Below are 17,409 nucleotides of genomic sequence, written 5' to 3'. Positions count from 1 at the left end.
CTCTGATCAATTATTTAATAAATTTTTTAACTAAATTGTTTAATTGATTTAATACTGTACTTCTTGGCAAAATTCCTTCAAAAAAACCATCCTCAGATTCAACACAAAGGAAAGGTTGATTTACGAGCAGCTCAAGGCATTTTATAATCGATTCGGAAATCTTTACCCGTGAAATATCCGATTTCATGACCTCTTCTACCCGTTTATTCTCCAACTTTTCAAATTCAATCCGTTCCAATCCTAAAATGGAATCCATGATAATCGGCGTACTAATTAACCCGTGGAGCTTATAATGTGGGTCTAAAACAGGAATAGCAGTATATCCACTTTTGGTTAAAACTAATAAAGCATGCTCAAGATTGTTCCCAATCTGAACATGTGCGACCCGCTCGGAAGGGATCATAAAATCTTTTATACTTAATTCTAAAAATTCCCCACTGTGAAGACTTATCATGAGCCGAACCCCTCAAATTTTTTGTTTGATTCCTCTTTATTTTACCATAGTTCCTTTGATACTGTACGGTTTTTACATGTTCAAAACCGAAAAAGAAAGGAACCCGAAGGTCCCTTATTGAATCAAATCAAAAATTTCAATTGTAATCATATCAATATTATCAAATTGATACCGTTTTGGTTTTTCCTTCTCATTGTATACTTCTAATTCAAATGTTTCTGTCTTAGGATGAAACGTTACCTGACACTTGCGCTCGCCATTTACCTCGAAATAACGTTGTGCAGGTTCTCCACCCCCCGATTGTTCCTGAAGGTTTTTTAATCGAGTTAATATACCTTGAAGCTGTGACATTTGCCTATCTCCTTTCAAACACAAACAAACTTCCTACATTTATGTTTCTCTTTTGACATGTTTCTATCCAAACGGATTATGGTTTAATTTTAACTACCAAGTTTTTATATGCCAATATTAAAAGAATAAAATAAGGAACGGCATTTGTCCAAGCAAAATTGGAGGAAAGGAAAAATTTTTTTATTAAAGGGTGCATTAAGTCACATTATAAAAGCTGCTCATGCTCAAATAAATATTGATAAGATATGTCGATAAACAAATATTCTTCGCCATTCATGGGAAAAGAAAAAGTTCGAATCGTTTCACCTGTTTCAATATCACTGTATAAATCTGACAAGATTCCTTTTCGCTCATTACGCATTTTGATAATATTTTCTAAAAAATAAGGACGCCAGCTCCAGTTTTTATTAAGATACTGTGCTTGAGTTATCCAGTCATTTTTTTCTTTAAAGATATTAACCGATTTTTGAAAGCCATCTTCATCACATACATACATTCTGAAGGCGATTTGATCCAATTCTTTTATCAAAGCTTGAAATAAATCCTCATAACTTGTCTTCCTGTTTTTTATAACAATTTCCTGAACTTTAATTTGAAAAAACTCGGCGGTCGTATATACCGCTTCTAATTTTCTTTTTTCATATGAAATAAAGTCGTGGAATTTCTCTTTTAGTCGTTCTTTTAACATATCCCCTTGAATAAATTCTGCCTCTGGCGGATGGAGATAATATCCTTGATAGTATCTTCCCCCATTTTTCCAGGCAAATTGGAGCTGATAACTCATTTCAATATTTTCAAACAATAATGTTGCCCCGATTTTCCGGGCCAATAATGACAGAGTAAATAATACGTCATTAAAATTCGTTCCAGTTGACGTTGATTTTAAAGCTTCTAGATTGACCTTCAAAATATCAGGTTCTATTTCTCCAATTCGCTGAAAATAATTTTTTGCACTATCAATCCTGGCAATCGCAATTTGGATCCCATACGTACGATAGTATTGCAGTAAGTGATCTAATTGATCGAAATCCCCTGTATAATTTTGTTCCGATATTTCAAGAACAATTCTGCTCAATCGAATTCCTCTTTTTTCAAATTCTAAAAGCTCTTGTAAAAATGGTTCGCCATGTCCATACATTAATAAATCAGCATTTCGATTTAAAAAAATCTTGACATGATCATCCAAATTAAGTGCTTTTTCTAATGCCTTACTTACCACAATTTGGTCTACTTCAAATTTATATTCATCCGGAATCTGATCATCCTGAAAAAAGGGTCCTAAGCTAATGATGTTCCCTTCTGACTTATATCTTCCCAATACTTCATATGCGACCACACTATGTTCTTCCGCACTAAAAATTGGTTGAAAAAAAGGAATGACATTTTCAAGATCCGCTAGGATATCCAATGCATCCATTTACTTGCCCTCCAAAAAAGATTTTTCTCATTATACCATACCAATATATACAATACGCAGAAAAGCCTTCTCACGTTCGTTTCCAACAGGATACCATCATATAAGAAGAGATACAATCACACCCTAAATTCAAGTCCATTTAAAGGGGGAGAAGTATTGAAGAAGCTTTTTGCTTTGGCCACCATTCTTCCATTGCTTGGATGCAGTAATTTAGATGATGATACCCTTTCAAATAGAACAAAAAAAACGGCCCCAGCCGCTGTTATTGAAAGAAACAATCAGGTAAAAATGCAAAATATTAACTCAACCGGCGTATTAAATGAAATGATACCAATACAAGCAAAACAATCGAAGCCTGCAAATGTAAACCCTAAAAAAGCTTCACAACTGCTTAATGTACCTCTAATTAGGCAAAACCCTGAATTAAGGTATGGATGTGAAGTCACCAGCCTTACAATGGTTCTCCAATATGCAGGTGTCAAAACGGATAAAATGGAGCTCTACCGCCTGATTAAAAAGGATTCCGACCCGCTCGTAAAAACGAATGGTGATATTCGGAGGTGGGGAAATCCCGCAGAAGGATTTGTTGGTGATATGACAGGAAAGACCCCGGGCTATGCAGTTTTTGATCGTCCAATGGTTCAATTAATTAATCAAAAGCTACCCGGTCGGGCAATTAATTTAACAAATCAGACTTTTGAACGGGTATTACAGCATGTTTCAGATGGATATCCTGTCGTTGTTTGGACAACTGGAGATTATAGGCTTCCAGACCGCTGGGAGTCATGGTATCATGGGCAACAATACATTAAAACGCCTTTAGACCTCCATGCGGTGGTACTCGTTGGATACGATAGGAATTTCGTCTATTTAAATGACCCATTATCAGGTAGAAAACAAGTAAGAGTTGGTAAAGATCGATTTATTTCCTCCTGGAAAGCATTGAATTGCCGGGCAGTTAGTTATAAATAAATGCAATGAATTGTGAGATGCCAAATTTTTGGTATCTCTTTTTTATGAATAATTGTCCAAGTTTTGAATATTAACGTATTAAGCAGCCGTAAAAGATCTTTTTGTTAAAAACACTTGCTTTCTTTGCCAATTTTAAAGAAAATACGAAATGACGTTTATTTTTAAGGCTGTGTTAAAGTACAATGTTTTAACCATGTTGATTGGAGCGGAAGACACGAAGACCCTGTGGGAGTACGGGCCGGGGAGAGACCGCGCAGGAGCATAAACGGCGAGGAGGCTCCCCGGACCGCCCGCGAACCGCTTGTGCCTGGAGCGGAAATCAACTGACTAGTTTAACACAGCCATTTTAAAAAAATAAAAAGTGAGGTGGAATGGAAGAAAAGATGCAAACAAAAATGACAAGAAGATTCCTTTTAAAGCGTTCATTCGGTGCATTCCTCACAATCTTCGGCCTTAGTTCAGGAGGATATTTTTATGCCAACCGGATTGAACCTTCCCTGCTAGACGCTAATAACCTGGAAATCAAACATCCCTTAATCCCAAAAAGCTTTGACGGAAAAAGGATTATTCAATTTAGTGACACCCACTTGGGCTTTCAATATAATCTCCATCAGCTAAAAAAACTAATGACAAAAATTAATAACCTCAATCCTGATCTCATTCTTTTTACAGGAGATTTAATGGATGAACCGAATCGATATAATAAGATGAATCAAATTATTCCACTCTTGAAGCAGTTAAATGCTCCACTTGGAAAGTTCTGTATTTTTGGCAACCATGATCATGGGGGTTATGGCACTGACATTTATCGGAATATTATGGAGGCAGGAAATTTTACAGTCTTATTAAATGAATCTAAATCCATTAAACTAGAAGATGGTACGAGCATCTATTTAATTGGAGTAGATGATGCGATGTTAGGAAAACCCAATATCGCCTTAGCTTCAAGTCATATACCCAACAATAGGTTTAAAATTTTATTATCACATGCTCCCGACCTTGCGGATACCGCATCACAGTACCCAATACAATGGCAGATCAGCGGACATAGTCATGGAGGTCAAGTGAAAATTCCGTTTTTAGGGGCACTTGTTACCCCGCCTTTTGCCCAAATTTACACTGAGGGACTGTATTCAATTGGGAATCTTACTTTATATGTTAATAGAGGAATTGGAACAACACGTCTCCCTTTTCGTTTTATGGCCAAGCCAGAACTAACCATTTTCACACTAAGATATGAAAAAGCTATATAAAAAAGTCCTTATCTATTTTTAATGGAGATAAGGATTTTTATTTATTGAAAACTTTTTTATTTTTTCTTAACTAGATATCTTTCCTCAATTTCTAATGCGGGCAGTGGTTTTGAATAATAATACCCTTGTATTTTATGACATTTCGCTTCTGCTAAAAATTCTACCTGATTTTGATTCTCTACACCTTCAGCTATGACCTCTAATCCTAAACTTTTTCCAAGGTGAATAACCGTGGTTGTAATAGCCATATCCTTTTCGTTTTTAGGGATTTCCTTAATGAAGGATTGGTCAATTTTTAAAACATCGATTGGGAATTGTTTTAAATAGTTTAATGATGATTCACTTACTTTGTCCGCACTAAATTTTGAAGATAGTAGGTTGATTGACTGCTCCATTTTATCATCCTTTAGACATAAAAAGTTCGCATATTTTTACAATAATGTTTTTACATTTGTGTATTTCTATTTTACAATCTAAATAAGTGAAAATATCGAATTTATTCATTATTCCGGTAAAATTTTCTATTATTTTAGCTTTATGCTGTGAAAGTTAAACCTATATTAAATATTATTGGAAATTTTGGCTGGGATTATTTCTTTTTTATTGATATCAATTGTCCTACCCCTTATTTTTCAATTAAAAAATGTGTATAATAAAGATGCTTTTGAACTACAGAAAGGAGTACTTATTTTGAACCCGGACCAGAAACGCCCTCTTACCAAACTTAATTTTACCATCGAAAACCTCTCTCAGGCTGTATTTATTGTAAATCGCCATGCAAAAACAGCTATTAATCCCAAATTTTTATACAAATTAAAACATGAAGCATTAAAAAAATTAATTGTTGAAGGTAAAGCTAAAAAAGTAGGACTTCATTTTTCAGAACATCCAAAAAACAGCCAGCAGCAATCTGATGTTTTAGTTGAGTGCGGAAGGTACACATTCCATATTCCTCCGACAAAATCAGATTTTGCCGAGCTCCCCCATTTAGGGAAGCTAGATGAAAGAGTAAGAAATCCAAAAGCAAATCTTTCACTTAATATTGCAAAAGCATTATTACAATCCTATACAGGAATAAAGGAAATCCAGCATTCTCCCTCCAATCCGGGTAACCGCCGCTCCTATCAAAAACCTGTCTTTAAGAAACTGGGAGAAAGATATACGAATTAAGGCCGGAGAAGTCCGGCTTTTCATATGCTTAAGCACCCCTAGATGGTAGAATATTGATACATATCCATCTATATTCAAACTGGACTAAAGACATATAGGTACAAATGGGAAGGATGAACGAGCTATGGAGCATTTAATCAATCAAAGAGTTAAAGATATTGAAATTTCCGGAATTAGAAAATTTTTTAATATGGTTTCTCATATTGAAGATTTAATTTCCCTTACGATTGGACAACCAGATTTCCCTACCCCGGAACATGTAAAACAAGCTGGAATACAGGCCATTGAAGAAAACTATACATCTTACACCCATAACGCGGGTATGCTTGAATTAAGAAAAGCAGCCTGCACCTTTATGGAAAAGAAATATGGCCTTCATTATCAGCCAGATACGGAAGTAATTGTCACAATGGGGGCCAGTGAAGCAATTGACATAGCGTTCCGAACGATATTAACAGAAGGAACGGAGGTAATTTTGCCAGGTCCCATTTATCCTGGATATGAACCGATTATTCGAATGATGGGGGCAACACCTATACATGTGGATGTGACAGAAAATAATTTCCGCTTTACGTTAGAGATGATTAAACCTCACATTACTGAAAAAACACGATGCATTGTTTTGCCTTATCCATCCAACCCTACAGGGGTGAGCCTCTCTGAAGACGAATTACGGGAAATTGCTGACTTCTGTAAGAATCAGGATTTCTTTATCCTTGCAGATGAGATATACAGCGAACTAACCTATGAACAGCCCCATAGGTCCATTGCCTCATACCTAAAAGAAAAAACAATTGTGATAAATGGTTTATCCAAATCACATTCGATGACAGGTTGGAGAATTGGCCTCTTATTTGCACCAGAGACACTGACCAAACATATTCTAAAGGTTCATCAATATAATGTGTCCTGTGCGAATTCTATTGCCCAAAAAGCAGCGATTGAGGCCCTTACAGCGGGTATGAATGATGCCCTTCCTATGAAAATGGAATATGAGAAAAGAAGAGAGTATGTATTTGATCGGTTAAATGCTATGGGACTTAGCGTTGTGAAACCGGATGGAGCCTTTTATTTTTTCGTACGAATACCGAAGACCGTAGGGTTAAACAGTTTTGATTTTGCCCTTAATCTTGTGAAGGAAGAAAAAGTAGCTGTCGTACCGGGGAGTGCTTTTTCAGAATATGGAGAAGGCTATTTCCGTTTGTCTTTCGCCTGTTCAATGGAAACATTAGAAAAAGGTTTAAATGGGGTAGAAAACTATTTAAAAAAGCTGAATTAAAAAGGACACCCTCACTGCAATAGAGTGAGGGTGTTCCTTTTATTGGCCTTTATATTTCCCGTTATTCTTTGGTGCTTTTTCTTTCTTTGCTTTATCTTTATGGATTTTATTTGTTGCAGCTGAACCCATTTCATGAGCAAATTCTTCATTCAGCTGTGATGAATCAAATCCTTTTTTATTTTTTTGCTGGGGATCATTTTTTTTTGTCCGTTTAGCCATTTTTGCAATTCCTCCTATAAATAATTCTCTTTTAGTTTCTATTTAGAGAAGGAATTTATTCGATACCTTTAGTTCTTCCAGTATTTATACAATGCTTGAGTTCCGCTGTTTTCTTCACCTTTTGCAGCTAATTTTTCATAAAGGGATTTAGCCAATGACAGACCCGGGGCGTCCATTCCCATTTGTTCTGCTTCATCAAGGGCAATTTTCATATCCTTAATGAAATGCTTTATGTAAAAACCTGGCTCAAAATTTCCATTCAGCATTCTTGGGGCAAGATTACTTAGAGACCAACTCCCAGCAGCCCCAGTTGAAATGCTTTTTAGTACAGTGTCAGGGTTCAATCCTGCTTTTTCTGCATAGATGATCGCTTCACATACCCCAATCATATTGGAAGCAATCGCAATTTGATTACATGCTTTTGTATGCTGCCCTGCCCCTGCCTCTCCTTGGTATACAATGTTCGTTCCAAGGTGTTCGAGTATAGGACGAACCGCATCAAAAGCTTCCCGCTCACCGCCAGCCATAATCGATAGCTTTGCTTCTTTCGCTCCGACATCCCCGCCTGAAACAGGAGCATCAATGGCCTGGATTCCCTTCTTCTTAGCAGCCTCATATATTTCTTTGGCAAGCGAAGGAGCAGAAGTCGTCATATCGATTAGATAACTTCCTGCTTTAGCGTGGGCAATTAGTCCATCCTCACCAAAATAAACTTCCTCCACGTCCTTCGGATAACCGACAATCGTAAAAATAACTTGGGCTTTCTCAGCCGCATCTTGGGGATTTCCAGCCCATGTCGCACCTTTTTCCAAAAGGTCTGTAGCTTTTTCCTTTGTTCTCGAATAAACAACTACAGGGAATCCCGCATTTAATAAATGGCTTGCCATACTTTTTCCCATCACGCCTATTCCAATAAATCCGATTACCGTATTTTCTGGAGTTAACAAATTTATCTTCCTCTCCTCATTTTACCTCTATTTTAGCACTAAATTTCTTTGAAAGTATTGAAAAAGACCAGGTCATTTTTCTTGACCCGGTCCCCGCGCTAAAATCTCCAAATTTATGCACATATTTATTGTATCCACCCTGACGAAAAGTTAATCTTCACTTTAGAGCTCCGAAGAAAAATTAGTTAGGTAAGCACGCCCAAAAACCTCTTGATTGTTGAATACTTCTATTGATACAGCATTCTTATTTTCAATCATATTTTCTAATTCATGGATATGTAAGTCTTTTTTTAAGGGAATAGGGTCCATAAAAATATATTTTTCACTTCGCCCCACATCTAAAAATTCTCCATTAATGACCTGTTCTTCACCATATACAATTTCTCTTTGACCAATAGCTGCTGCTAGTTTATCATCATGGATGGCCACTTTAACCTTATATAATTGGCGGTCATTTAATATTTGGTCATTTATGCGAAAACGAAACTGAAGCTCATTATTTTTTGTTAATAAGGCATCCGCAAATCGGTTGACAATTAGTTCATCAGAAAATTGCAGCCCGCATCCAGTTAAAAAAGATGTACTGAGGATTCCAATTGATAATAATAACAGCATCCGCAATTTTTTCAGCATCCTAACACTCCCTTTATTACTACCATAACCATCAATTATTGGAAGTAAACGTTAGAAATGGCTAATAAAAGGAGCGGGAAGTTAAATCGCTTTAATCATGCCCCCATCAACAAGGAACGAACTTCCTGTCATATAGGTATTTGCATCCGATAAAAGGAACGCAGCGACATTGGCAAATTCTTCAGGTTTCCCATATCTTTTTAGAGGAATTGCCGCTTTTGATTTCTCTTCAATAACTTCTCGGTCAACACCTTGCTTATCTGCATTGACTTGGTCTAAATGTTTTACTCGATCTGTTGCAATCCTTCCAGGGGCAATTGTATTAATTAAAATATTGTATGGTGCTAATTCAGAAGCGAGTGTTTTTGAAAGCCCGACAATTCCAGTTCGAAATGTGTTTGATAAAATTAATCCAGGAATCGGTTCTTTTATAGAAGAAGAAGCGATATTAAGGATTTTTCCTCCTTGTTTTTTTATGTAAGGCAAGCTTTCGCGGATTAGCCTTACATAGGATAATAGATTTAATTCAAATGCATTCTGCCATTCATTATCGGATAGATCTTCAAAAGCAGCTGCAGGCGGACCGCCGGCATTATTTACAAGCAGATGGATTTCACCAAAGATTTCAATTGTCACTTGAACAAGCTGCTTAATTTCCTGAGGATTTGTTACATCGGTTCTATGGTAGCTGACTTTTCCAAGATCAATTGCTTCAAGCAAAGCTGCTTTTTGTTTCAGTTTCTCCTCATCCCGGCCTGAAATCATGACATTTGCGCCTTCCCTTACGAGTCTTTCCGCAATCGCAAAACCGAGCCCCTGGCTGGAGGCAGCGATAATCGCTGTTTTACCCTTTAGATTTAATTCCATCCTTATTTCCTCCCTTTGTTTTTCTTCTTTAATCTTACAAGAAAAAAAGGAAACAGAGTTAATCTGTCTCCCAAAATTTATTACTGCTTTAAAACGTATGCGCAAGATCCTTCGCACGAGCAATGGCATTTTCTTTGATTTCCTGTGCTTTATCAGGCATTGCATTATGCCCCTCAACGAAGAGTCCTTCTAAGGCTGGAACACCGAAGAAACTCATCATAATACTAATATACCGGTGGCCCATTTCCATTTGGGCTGCAGGTCCTTCTGAATAGAACCCACCGCGTGCTTGGATATGCAGTGCTTTTTTATCAGTCAAAAGTCCAATCGGACCTTTTTCCGTGTATTTAAATGTTTTTCCTGCAACTGCGACAGAATCAAGGTATGCCTTCATTACTGGAGGAAATGAAAAGTTCCATAACGGTGTAACGAAAACATATTTATCTGCCGCAATAAATTGTTCGTTTAATTCATTCAGCCGGCTAACCTTGGCCTTTTCTTCTGCAGATAGCTGATCAAACTCTTGTCCAGAGCGAAGCTTTCCCCATCCGCTAAAAACGTCTGCATCTATATGGGGGATATTCTCTTTATATAAATCTAAATGAACCACTTCATCTCCCGGATTTACTTCTTTATACGTATCGATAAACGCTTTCCCTACGGCCATACTGTAGGATTGTGTTTCATTATGTGGGTGTGCAGTTATATATAATACTTTTGCCATTCTTCCATCACCTTTCTGTTCGTGTATGTTGACATTTTAGTTTAAATCAAAAATATAGAAATTAACCAAACTTTTTCACAAACTTTTAATTAATATATTTTCAATTCGAGGTAATTTTAAATAAAAAAAATGGTTCGGTCAACATTTCTGCTTTAAAGTAACCCATATAAAAAGGATTTGTCATTTAGACAAATCCTCAAAAACAGCCTCTTATTCATTTGTATCAACTGAGTATGGGTTACGACCAATACTTACTCTCATTTCATCGGTCATTTGGAATGGTTCATTAACCACTGACTCAGTTAGTGAAGAGTCTAGTTGTAAACTACCATCATAATGTAACGGTTTCTGTTCCATAATTCCTTTCACCCCCTGCATGCTCCTGCACATTGTACGATTGACCTATCAACTTTTAGGATTAATAAGTCTTTCTTACTATATTATAATTCCATACTAGTCTAAAAATCCCTTCTTTTTTCACAAAAAAAACCGACTGATTTCTCAGCCGGTTTTAAGGTATATTATTTTGTTGCTGCTGTTACAGCCTCGATTACTTGGTCAGTTGTTTGCATATTTAATACCTTTTGCGCAAGACTTTCCATATCGGATTTTTTGAGGTTCCGAATTAATGAACGGGCTTTTAAAATGGATGTTGCACTCATTGAAAATTCATCAAGACCAAGTCCTAGAAGAACTGGAATTGCTGTTTCATCTCCTGCCATTTCACCACACATGCCTGTCCATTTTCCTTCTGCATGTGAAGCATCAATAACCATTTTGACCAATCTTAAAATAGATGGGCTATATGGCTGATAAAGATAGGATACACGCTGATTCATACGGTCAGCTGCCATTGTATATTGAATGAGGTCATTTGTCCCAATACTGAAGAAATCAACTTCTTTGGCAAATTGGTCAGCTAAAACCGCAGTTGAAGGAATTTCAACCATGATTCCAAGCTCAATCTTTTCACTAACGGTTTGCCCTTCGCTTTGAAGCTTCGCTTTTTCTTCTTCCAGGATTGCCTTTGCTTGGCGAAACTCATCAAGGGTTGCAATCATTGGGAACATAATTTTTAAATTACCATAACTGCTTGCCCGCAGCAGTGCACGCAATTGGGTTCGGAAAATTTCCTGCTCTTCCAGGCATAAACGAATCGCACGGAAACCTAAGAATGGGTTCAATTCTTTTGGTAATTCCAAATATGGTAATTCTTTATCGCCACCAATGTCTAAAGTCCTAACGACCACTGGCTTGCCATTCATTCCTTCTAAGACGGCTTTATAGGATTCGAACTGTTCTTCCTCGGTGGGAAGCTGATCTCTGCCCATGTAAAGGAATTCGGTTCGATATAGACCAATTCCTTCACCACCATTATCCATAACTCCTTTTAAATCATTCGGAGTTCCGATATTGGCGGCTAATTCAACATGGTGACCATCTGCAGAAACAGTTTTTTCATTAACTAATTTTGCCCATTCAGCTTTTTGTGCCTCAAATTCGTTATGGATTTTACGGTATTGTTCCACTAGCTCAGGTGTCGGATTAATATGTACTTCACCTTTAAGTCCATCCACAATGACCATATCACCATTATTAATTTCAACTGTAGCTGCTTTGGTTCCAACTACTGCAGGAATTTCCAATGATCTTGCCATAATCGCTGAGTGGGAGGTACGGCCGCCAATATTTGTGGTAAAGCCCTTTACAAATTTACGATTTAATTGAGCGGTATCGGAGGGAGTTAAATCCTCGGCCACGATAATAACTTCTTCGGCAATCATGCTTGGGTTTACCAATTGAACACCAAGTAAATGGCAAAGAACACGTTTCGTCACATCACGAATATCTGCAGCCCGCTCCTTCATATACTCGTTATCCATTTGTTCGAACATTGTTATAAACATATCTGCCGTTTCTTTTAAGGCAAACTCAGCATTGATTTTTTCAGATTGAATTTTATCTTCAATCGGTCCTGTCAATTCAGGGTCACTTAGAACAAGAAGATGTGCTTCAAAAATGGCTGCCTTATCTTCCCCAAGTTCTACCTTTGCCCGGTCGCGAATGACTTCAAGCTCAGACGTAGATTTTTCCATTGCCATTCGAAATCTTTTTACCTCTGAATTCGTGTCATCAATGGTTTTCTTTTCAAAGGATAAATCAGGTTCTACAAGACGGTAAGCTTTTGCAATTGCGATACCGTTTGATGCAGCAATACCATGTAAAAAACTCATTATTCAGCCAAACCTTCTTTTTTCAGTGTTTCTTCAATGCTTGATAAAGCTTCTTCAGAATCGTTTCCTTCAGCAGAAATCACGATGTCTGCTCCTTGACCAATTCCTAAAGACATTACACCCATAATCGATTTTAAATTAACCTTTTTCCCTTTATATTCTAAATTGATTTCAGAATTGAATTTACTAGCTGCTTGTACTAACAAGGTTGCCGGTCTTGCGTGAATACCTGTTTCAGCTGTTACTTTAAATTGTTTTTCTGCCATGTAAATCAAACTCCTTTAATGTCAATTAATATAATAAATTTAAATTTATTACCTGCCTAATAAATCTAAACAATTTGTTCATTTTAGTCAACTAAACCGTTAATTGATTAATAAATAAAGCAATACAATCAATATTATTTTTTCCCTAAAATGACACAATTATGTTTTAAATAAAAGGCATAGATTGTGAAAAATAATACAAAGGATAGAATATCATTTTCTTACTCACTTGAACAGTAGTAAAGCTCACAAAAATAAAGAAAGGCCGCAAAAAATTTACGGCCTATCATCTATTAATTTCCGCCTACTGCCTTAGGAAATTCATTATTCTGTTCATCAATTGGTATTACTGCATGTATTAGGGCTTCTTCCAATTCATTGGTATATTTTTGCTTTTCTTGCTCGTTCCATCCAAATTGATCAGCCATATAAGCTAAAACCTGGTTCTTCCATTTTTGTACAAGTTGAATATTGAACAATATCGCACCTGTTCGGCGATTAAAGAAATCAATTGGAGTTGCTGCCATCTCATAGTGAATCGAATAAATTAACATAGCAAATAATGTGAGTGGCAATTCATATCGAGCTGCATCATTTTTATTCGTATTAAGAAGTTCAAAAACGTCTTCAATATTTGAGCCATAGATTTTTGCTAATTGTTCTGCCTCTTCATTCGTTAAACCCACTTCGAGACCAACTTTTACCTTTCTACTAACATAGTCTGAAAAATGGATAGAACCACCAACATCGCCGCCGGAAATTGGCATATCCTTCGTCATACAAGCCGGGTAGTTCGTCCCCTCTTCATCATTAAATTTCGCTGCAAGTAAATCCACAATCGTTTCCGCCATTTTCCGATATCCCGTTAATTTTCCTCCAGCAATTGTAATAAGACCTGTTTTGGATTCCCAAATTTCATCCTTACGAGAAATTTCCGATGCCTTTTTTCCTTCTTCATATATAAGTGGTCTAACTCCTGCCCAGTTGGACTCAATATCCTTCTCGGTTATTTTCACATCAGGAAACATATAATTAATCGCCTTAATGATATAGCTGCGGTCAGCTGATGTCATATAAGGATGAGCTTTATCCTGATCATAAAAGGTATCCGTTGTACCCACATAAGCCTTTCCATCTCGAGGGATTGCAAATACCATTCGACCATCTGGCGTATCGAAATAAATGGCTTGCTTTAAAGGGAAACGAGACTGATCAATTACGAGATGGACACCTTTTGTCAACTGAAGAACTTTTCCCTTCTTCGAATGGTCCATTTCCCGTATTTGATCTACCCATGGACCCGCTGCATTGACAATTTTTTTGGCACGGACCTGATATTTTTCACCTGTAAACGGGTCTTGGACCATTACACCGACAACGATTCCATTTTCATAGATAAGATTTGTAACTTTTGAATAATTGCAAGCAGTTGCACCCTTTTCAATCGCCGCTTTCATTACCTCAATCGTTAGTCTTGCATCATCAGTACGATATTCTACGTAATACCCCCCGCCTTTTAGACCCTCTTTTTTAACGAGCGGCTCTTTTGCAAGGGTTTGCTGTGCAGATAACATCATTCTTCGTTCTGATTTTTTTACTCCTGCTAAGAAATCATAAACACGTAAACCAATAGAAGTAGAGAATGGTCCAAATGTTCCGCCTTTATGCATTGGCAGGAGCATCCACTCTGGAGTAGTGACATGCGGGCCGTTTTCATAGACAATCGCACGTTCTTTCCCTACTTCTGCGACCATTTTCACTTCAAATTGTTTTAAATATCTTAATCCTCCATGCACTAATTTTGTAGACCGGCTTGATGTACCTGCCGCAAAATCTTGCATTTCGACCAGTGCGGTAATCATTCCTCTTGAAGACGCATCAAGGGCGATACCGGCTCCGGTAATTCCACCACCAATAACTAAAACATCAAACTTCTTTTCCTTTAATTTCGATACAATTTCTTTACGATTTAAATTCGAAAATTTCATTATTTTTTCCTCCCGATTAAGAAGCCTTATTAGTATATGCTTAGATATTTTTAAGGGGAAATAAAAAGAGACCACAAAAGTCATTACCAAATGGTAATGTTTTTGTGGTCTCTCCAAATTCTCCTGCCAATATATTAACTTGTGTATTATTATACCATATATTTACGAAACAGAATAGTTTATTTAAATGCCATTGCCGCATTTACGGCTTTTTTCCAGCCAGCGTACAGAAGTTTACGGTCCTCTTCGTTCATTTTCGGATCAAACTTCCGGCTGATTGCCCATTGCTTCGAGATTTCTTCCTGACTCTTCCAGAACCCAACTGCAAGTCCCGCTAAATAAGCGGCTCCAAGGGCTGTTGTTTCATTTACCACAGGTCTTTCAACAGGAACATTTAAAAGGTCACTTTGGAAATCCATTAGGAGATTATTTTTAACCGCACCACCGTCAACACGCAGTGTTTTCAATTGAATGCCTGAATCGGCTTCCATCGCCGATAACACATCCTTTGTTTGATAAGCAAGCGACTCAAGTGTGGCACGAATAAATTGTTCCTTTGTTGTTCCACGTGTTAATCCAAAGACAGCACCTCGGACATCACTATCCCAATAAGGTGTTCCAAGCCCGACAAATGCTGGTACAATATAAACCCCATCTGTAGATTCAACCTTTGCTGCATATGTTTCGCTATCTTTAGCATCCTTAATCATTCTTAAACCATCGCGAAGCCATTGAATTGCTGAACCCGCTACAAAAATACTTCCTTCTAGAGCGTACTCTACTTTTCCATTTAATCCCCATGCGATCGTTGTCAATAATCCATGTTCAGACTTTACTGCTTTTTCTCCAGTATTCATGAGCATAAAGCAGCCCGTACCATACGTATTTTTTGCCATACCCTTTTCAAAACATGCCTGGCCAAATAATGCCGCCTGCTGGTCGCCAGCAACTCCGGCAATTGGCACTTCCTTGCCAAAGAAATGATAATCTACTGTATTAGCATAGATTTCTGAGGATGGCCGAACATCAGGAAGCATCGATTTAGGAATACCTAAAATTCCAAGTAATTCCTCATCCCATTTTAAGTCATGGATATTAAACATTAGAGTACGGGATGCATTGGAGTAATCGGTTACATGCGCCTTTCCCCCTGAAAGCTTCCAAATCAACCATGTATCAATTGTACCAAATAGAAGCTTACCTTGGAGAGCCCTTACACGTGCCCCAGGAACATGATCAAGAATCCACTTTACTTTAGTCCCTGAGAAGTAGGCATCAATTAACAAACCTGTTTTTTCACGAAATAGCTGACCGTAACCTTTCTCTTTTAATTCCTCACAAATTTCACTCGTTTGTCTGGATTGCCAAACAATTGCATGATAAACGGGTTCTCCGGTTTCTTTATCCCAAACTACAGCCGTTTCGCGCTGATTGGTAATTCCAATTCCAGCAACTTGTTCTGGCTTAACTCCTGTTTCAGATAAAACTTCAGCAATGACAGACAAGATAGAACCCCATATTTCGTTGGCATTATGTTCAACCCAACCCGGCTTTGGAAAATATTGCGTAAATTCCCTTTGAGCACTATGAACAATTTCCCCGTTTTGATTAAACAAAATTGCTCGTGAACTGGTTGTTCCCTGATCTAATGATAGAATATACTTTTCCATGGTTACGCCCTCCAATTTTGATTTTATATCAAGCTGCTTTTCTTCTTAAATTCTTGTTCATATTCTGTTTTTTTCCTGCAAAAAATGCAAGGAATAGTACGATTAGATTAAGTCCTATAACTCCCCATAGGGCTCCGGTAGCTTTCCCTAAAAATATAGCTTTATAGATTACGGCTCCAAGGCTGCCGCCTAACAGCGGCCCTACAACCGGAATCCATGAATAGCCCCAGTTAGAGCTCCCTTTACCCGGAATCGGCAGTAGGAAGTGGGCAATCCGCGGCCCAAGGTCACGAGCAGGATTAATTGCATATCCAGTGGTTCCACCCAATGACATTCCAATCACGACAATCAATAGTCCAACCGCCAGTGGATTTAATCCTTCTGTAAACTTGTTAGCTCCAATAAATAATAAACCAAGTACAAGAACAAATGTACCAAAAATTTCACTAATTAGATTTGAAAATGTATGCGAGATTGCCGGGCTTGTCGCAAAAACGCCTAGCTTTGTTCCTGGGTCATCTGTTACTTTCCAGTGAGGCAGATAATGTAAATAAACTAGGGCTGCACCGAGAATAGCTCCAATCATTTGGGCAAGAATATACCCAGGCACATCGGACCACGGGAAGTCTCCATTTAGTGCAAGCGCAATGGTAACGGCCGGATTCAGATGTGCTCCACTCACCGATCCTACTGCAAAAACTCCCATTGTTACTGCCAGTCCCCACGCTATGGTAATTACAATCCATCCGGCATTATTAGAATAGGATTTTTTTAACGAAGATCCCGCTCCAATTCCAGCACCGAGGACAATCAAAATCATGGTTCCTACTAATTCTCCAATAAATGGTGTCAATTTTCATCTCTCCTTTTTCATTATATGTTGTTCATTCTGACAGAAAACAAAAAAGGAGATTCACACATAAAAAACCACAAACCATGGTCTTTCGCGTGAATCTCCTTATCTC

General features: G+C 37.7%; 19 protein-coding genes. 4 read left to right on the top strand and 15 right to left on the bottom strand.

The features are described 5' to 3' along the window. Positions 1-10: 10 nt before the first annotated feature. The 3 genes from cbpB to RCG21_RS10530 form a co-directional block, all read right to left on the bottom strand. Positions 11-454 carry a cyclic-di-AMP-binding protein CbpB gene (gene cbpB / locus RCG21_RS10540; RefSeq protein WP_026574713.1) on the bottom strand — a complete coding sequence of 148 codons (444 nt, stop codon included), beginning with the start codon at positions 452-454 and terminating at the stop codon, positions 11-13. Positions 455-568: 114 nt separating this feature from the next. Next, positions 569-805, bottom strand: a complete 237-nt coding sequence (locus RCG21_RS10535; RefSeq protein WP_026574712.1) for a YkuJ family protein — start codon at positions 803-805, stop codon at positions 569-571. 205 nt (positions 806-1,010) lie between these two features. After that, positions 1,011-2,222 carry an EAL domain-containing protein gene (locus tag RCG21_RS10530; protein ID WP_133332591.1) on the bottom strand — a complete coding sequence of 404 codons (1,212 nt, stop codon included), beginning with the start codon at positions 2,220-2,222 and terminating at the stop codon, positions 1,011-1,013. 156 nt (positions 2,223-2,378) lie between these two features. Here RCG21_RS10530 and RCG21_RS10525 point away from each other — a divergent pair, with 156 nt between their 5' ends. Beyond that, complete coding sequence (locus tag RCG21_RS10525; RefSeq protein WP_308913145.1) at positions 2,379-3,194, top strand: C39 family peptidase; 816 nt, start codon at positions 2,379-2,381, stop codon at positions 3,192-3,194. Positions 3,195-3,577: 383 nt separating this feature from the next. Further along, a complete protein-coding gene (locus tag RCG21_RS10520) occupies positions 3,578-4,447 on the top strand; it encodes a metallophosphoesterase (protein ID WP_133332771.1) in 870 nt (289 codons plus the stop codon). Positions 4,448-4,503: 56 nt separating this feature from the next. Here the strand turns inward: RCG21_RS10520 and RCG21_RS10515 are convergent, their stop codons facing one another. Next, positions 4,504-4,842: an EAL domain-containing protein gene (locus tag RCG21_RS10515; RefSeq protein ID WP_308913144.1), complete on the bottom strand. Its 339-nt coding sequence runs from the start codon at positions 4,840-4,842 to the stop codon at positions 4,504-4,506. 295 nt (positions 4,843-5,137) lie between these two features. Between RCG21_RS10515 and RCG21_RS10510 the strand changes: the two genes are divergently transcribed. Both RCG21_RS10510 and RCG21_RS10505 read left to right on the top strand, forming a co-directional pair. After that, entirely contained in the window at positions 5,138-5,617 is a 480-nt protein-coding gene (locus tag RCG21_RS10510) for a YkyB family protein (protein WP_133332595.1), read from the top strand. A 124-nt stretch (positions 5,618-5,741) separates the two neighbouring features. Further along, on the top strand, positions 5,742-6,896 hold the full coding sequence (locus RCG21_RS10505) for an aminotransferase A (protein ID WP_133332596.1): 1,155 nt from the start codon (positions 5,742-5,744) through the stop codon (positions 6,894-6,896). Positions 6,897-6,935: 39 nt separating this feature from the next. On the opposite strand, the gene RCG21_RS10500 is transcribed toward RCG21_RS10505, so the two are convergent. From RCG21_RS10500 to RCG21_RS10450, 11 genes are all read right to left on the bottom strand, one after another. Continuing rightward, entirely contained in the window at positions 6,936-7,115 is a 180-nt protein-coding gene (locus RCG21_RS10500) for a hypothetical protein (RefSeq protein ID WP_308913143.1), read from the bottom strand. Between the two features lie 68 nt (positions 7,116-7,183). Beyond that, positions 7,184-8,062 carry an NAD(P)-dependent oxidoreductase gene (locus RCG21_RS10495; RefSeq protein WP_308913142.1) on the bottom strand — a complete coding sequence of 293 codons (879 nt, stop codon included), beginning with the start codon at positions 8,060-8,062 and terminating at the stop codon, positions 7,184-7,186. 162 nt (positions 8,063-8,224) lie between these two features. Further along, positions 8,225-8,695: a hypothetical protein gene (locus tag RCG21_RS10490; RefSeq protein WP_133332599.1), complete on the bottom strand. Its 471-nt coding sequence runs from the start codon at positions 8,693-8,695 to the stop codon at positions 8,225-8,227. A gap of 81 nt (positions 8,696-8,776) precedes the next feature. Next, the gene (locus RCG21_RS10485) at positions 8,777-9,562 is read right to left on the bottom strand and encodes an SDR family oxidoreductase (RefSeq protein ID WP_133332600.1); all 786 of its coding nucleotides are present in this window, start codon (positions 9,560-9,562) and stop codon (positions 8,777-8,779) included. Positions 9,563-9,650: 88 nt separating this feature from the next. Beyond that, the gene (locus RCG21_RS10480; RefSeq protein WP_133332601.1) at positions 9,651-10,286 is read right to left on the bottom strand and encodes an FMN-dependent NADH-azoreductase; all 636 of its coding nucleotides are present in this window, start codon (positions 10,284-10,286) and stop codon (positions 9,651-9,653) included. 210 nt (positions 10,287-10,496) lie between these two features. Next, on the bottom strand, positions 10,497-10,643 hold the full coding sequence (locus RCG21_RS10475; RefSeq protein WP_165976142.1) for a hypothetical protein: 147 nt from the start codon (positions 10,641-10,643) through the stop codon (positions 10,497-10,499). Between the two features lie 164 nt (positions 10,644-10,807). After that, entirely contained in the window at positions 10,808-12,520 is a 1,713-nt protein-coding gene (gene ptsP, locus RCG21_RS10470) for a phosphoenolpyruvate--protein phosphotransferase (protein ID WP_133332602.1), read from the bottom strand. After that, a complete protein-coding gene (locus RCG21_RS10465) occupies positions 12,520-12,786 on the bottom strand; it encodes a phosphocarrier protein HPr (protein ID WP_026574699.1) in 267 nt (88 codons plus the stop codon). Before RCG21_RS10465 ends, ptsP begins: the two co-directional genes overlap by 1 nt. Positions 12,787-13,079: 293 nt before the next feature. After that, on the bottom strand, positions 13,080-14,774 hold the full coding sequence (locus RCG21_RS10460) for a glycerol-3-phosphate dehydrogenase/oxidase (RefSeq protein ID WP_308913141.1): 1,695 nt from the start codon (positions 14,772-14,774) through the stop codon (positions 13,080-13,082). A gap of 179 nt (positions 14,775-14,953) precedes the next feature. After that, complete coding sequence (gene glpK / locus RCG21_RS10455) at positions 14,954-16,444, bottom strand: glycerol kinase GlpK (RefSeq protein ID WP_308913140.1); 1,491 nt, start codon at positions 16,442-16,444, stop codon at positions 14,954-14,956. A gap of 28 nt (positions 16,445-16,472) precedes the next feature. Then, positions 16,473-17,297, bottom strand: coding sequence for an MIP/aquaporin family protein (locus RCG21_RS10450; protein ID WP_308913139.1), 825 nt, complete (start codon positions 17,295-17,297; stop codon positions 16,473-16,475). Between the last annotated feature and the right edge of the window lie 112 nt (positions 17,298-17,409).

The sequence above is a fragment of the Bacillus salipaludis genome (genome assembly GCF_030938565.1).
GTDB classification, from domain to species: Bacteria; Bacillota; Bacilli; order Bacillales; family Cytobacillaceae; genus Neobacillus; species Neobacillus salipaludis_A.
This window is presented reverse-complemented; position numbering and strand designations above follow the sequence as displayed.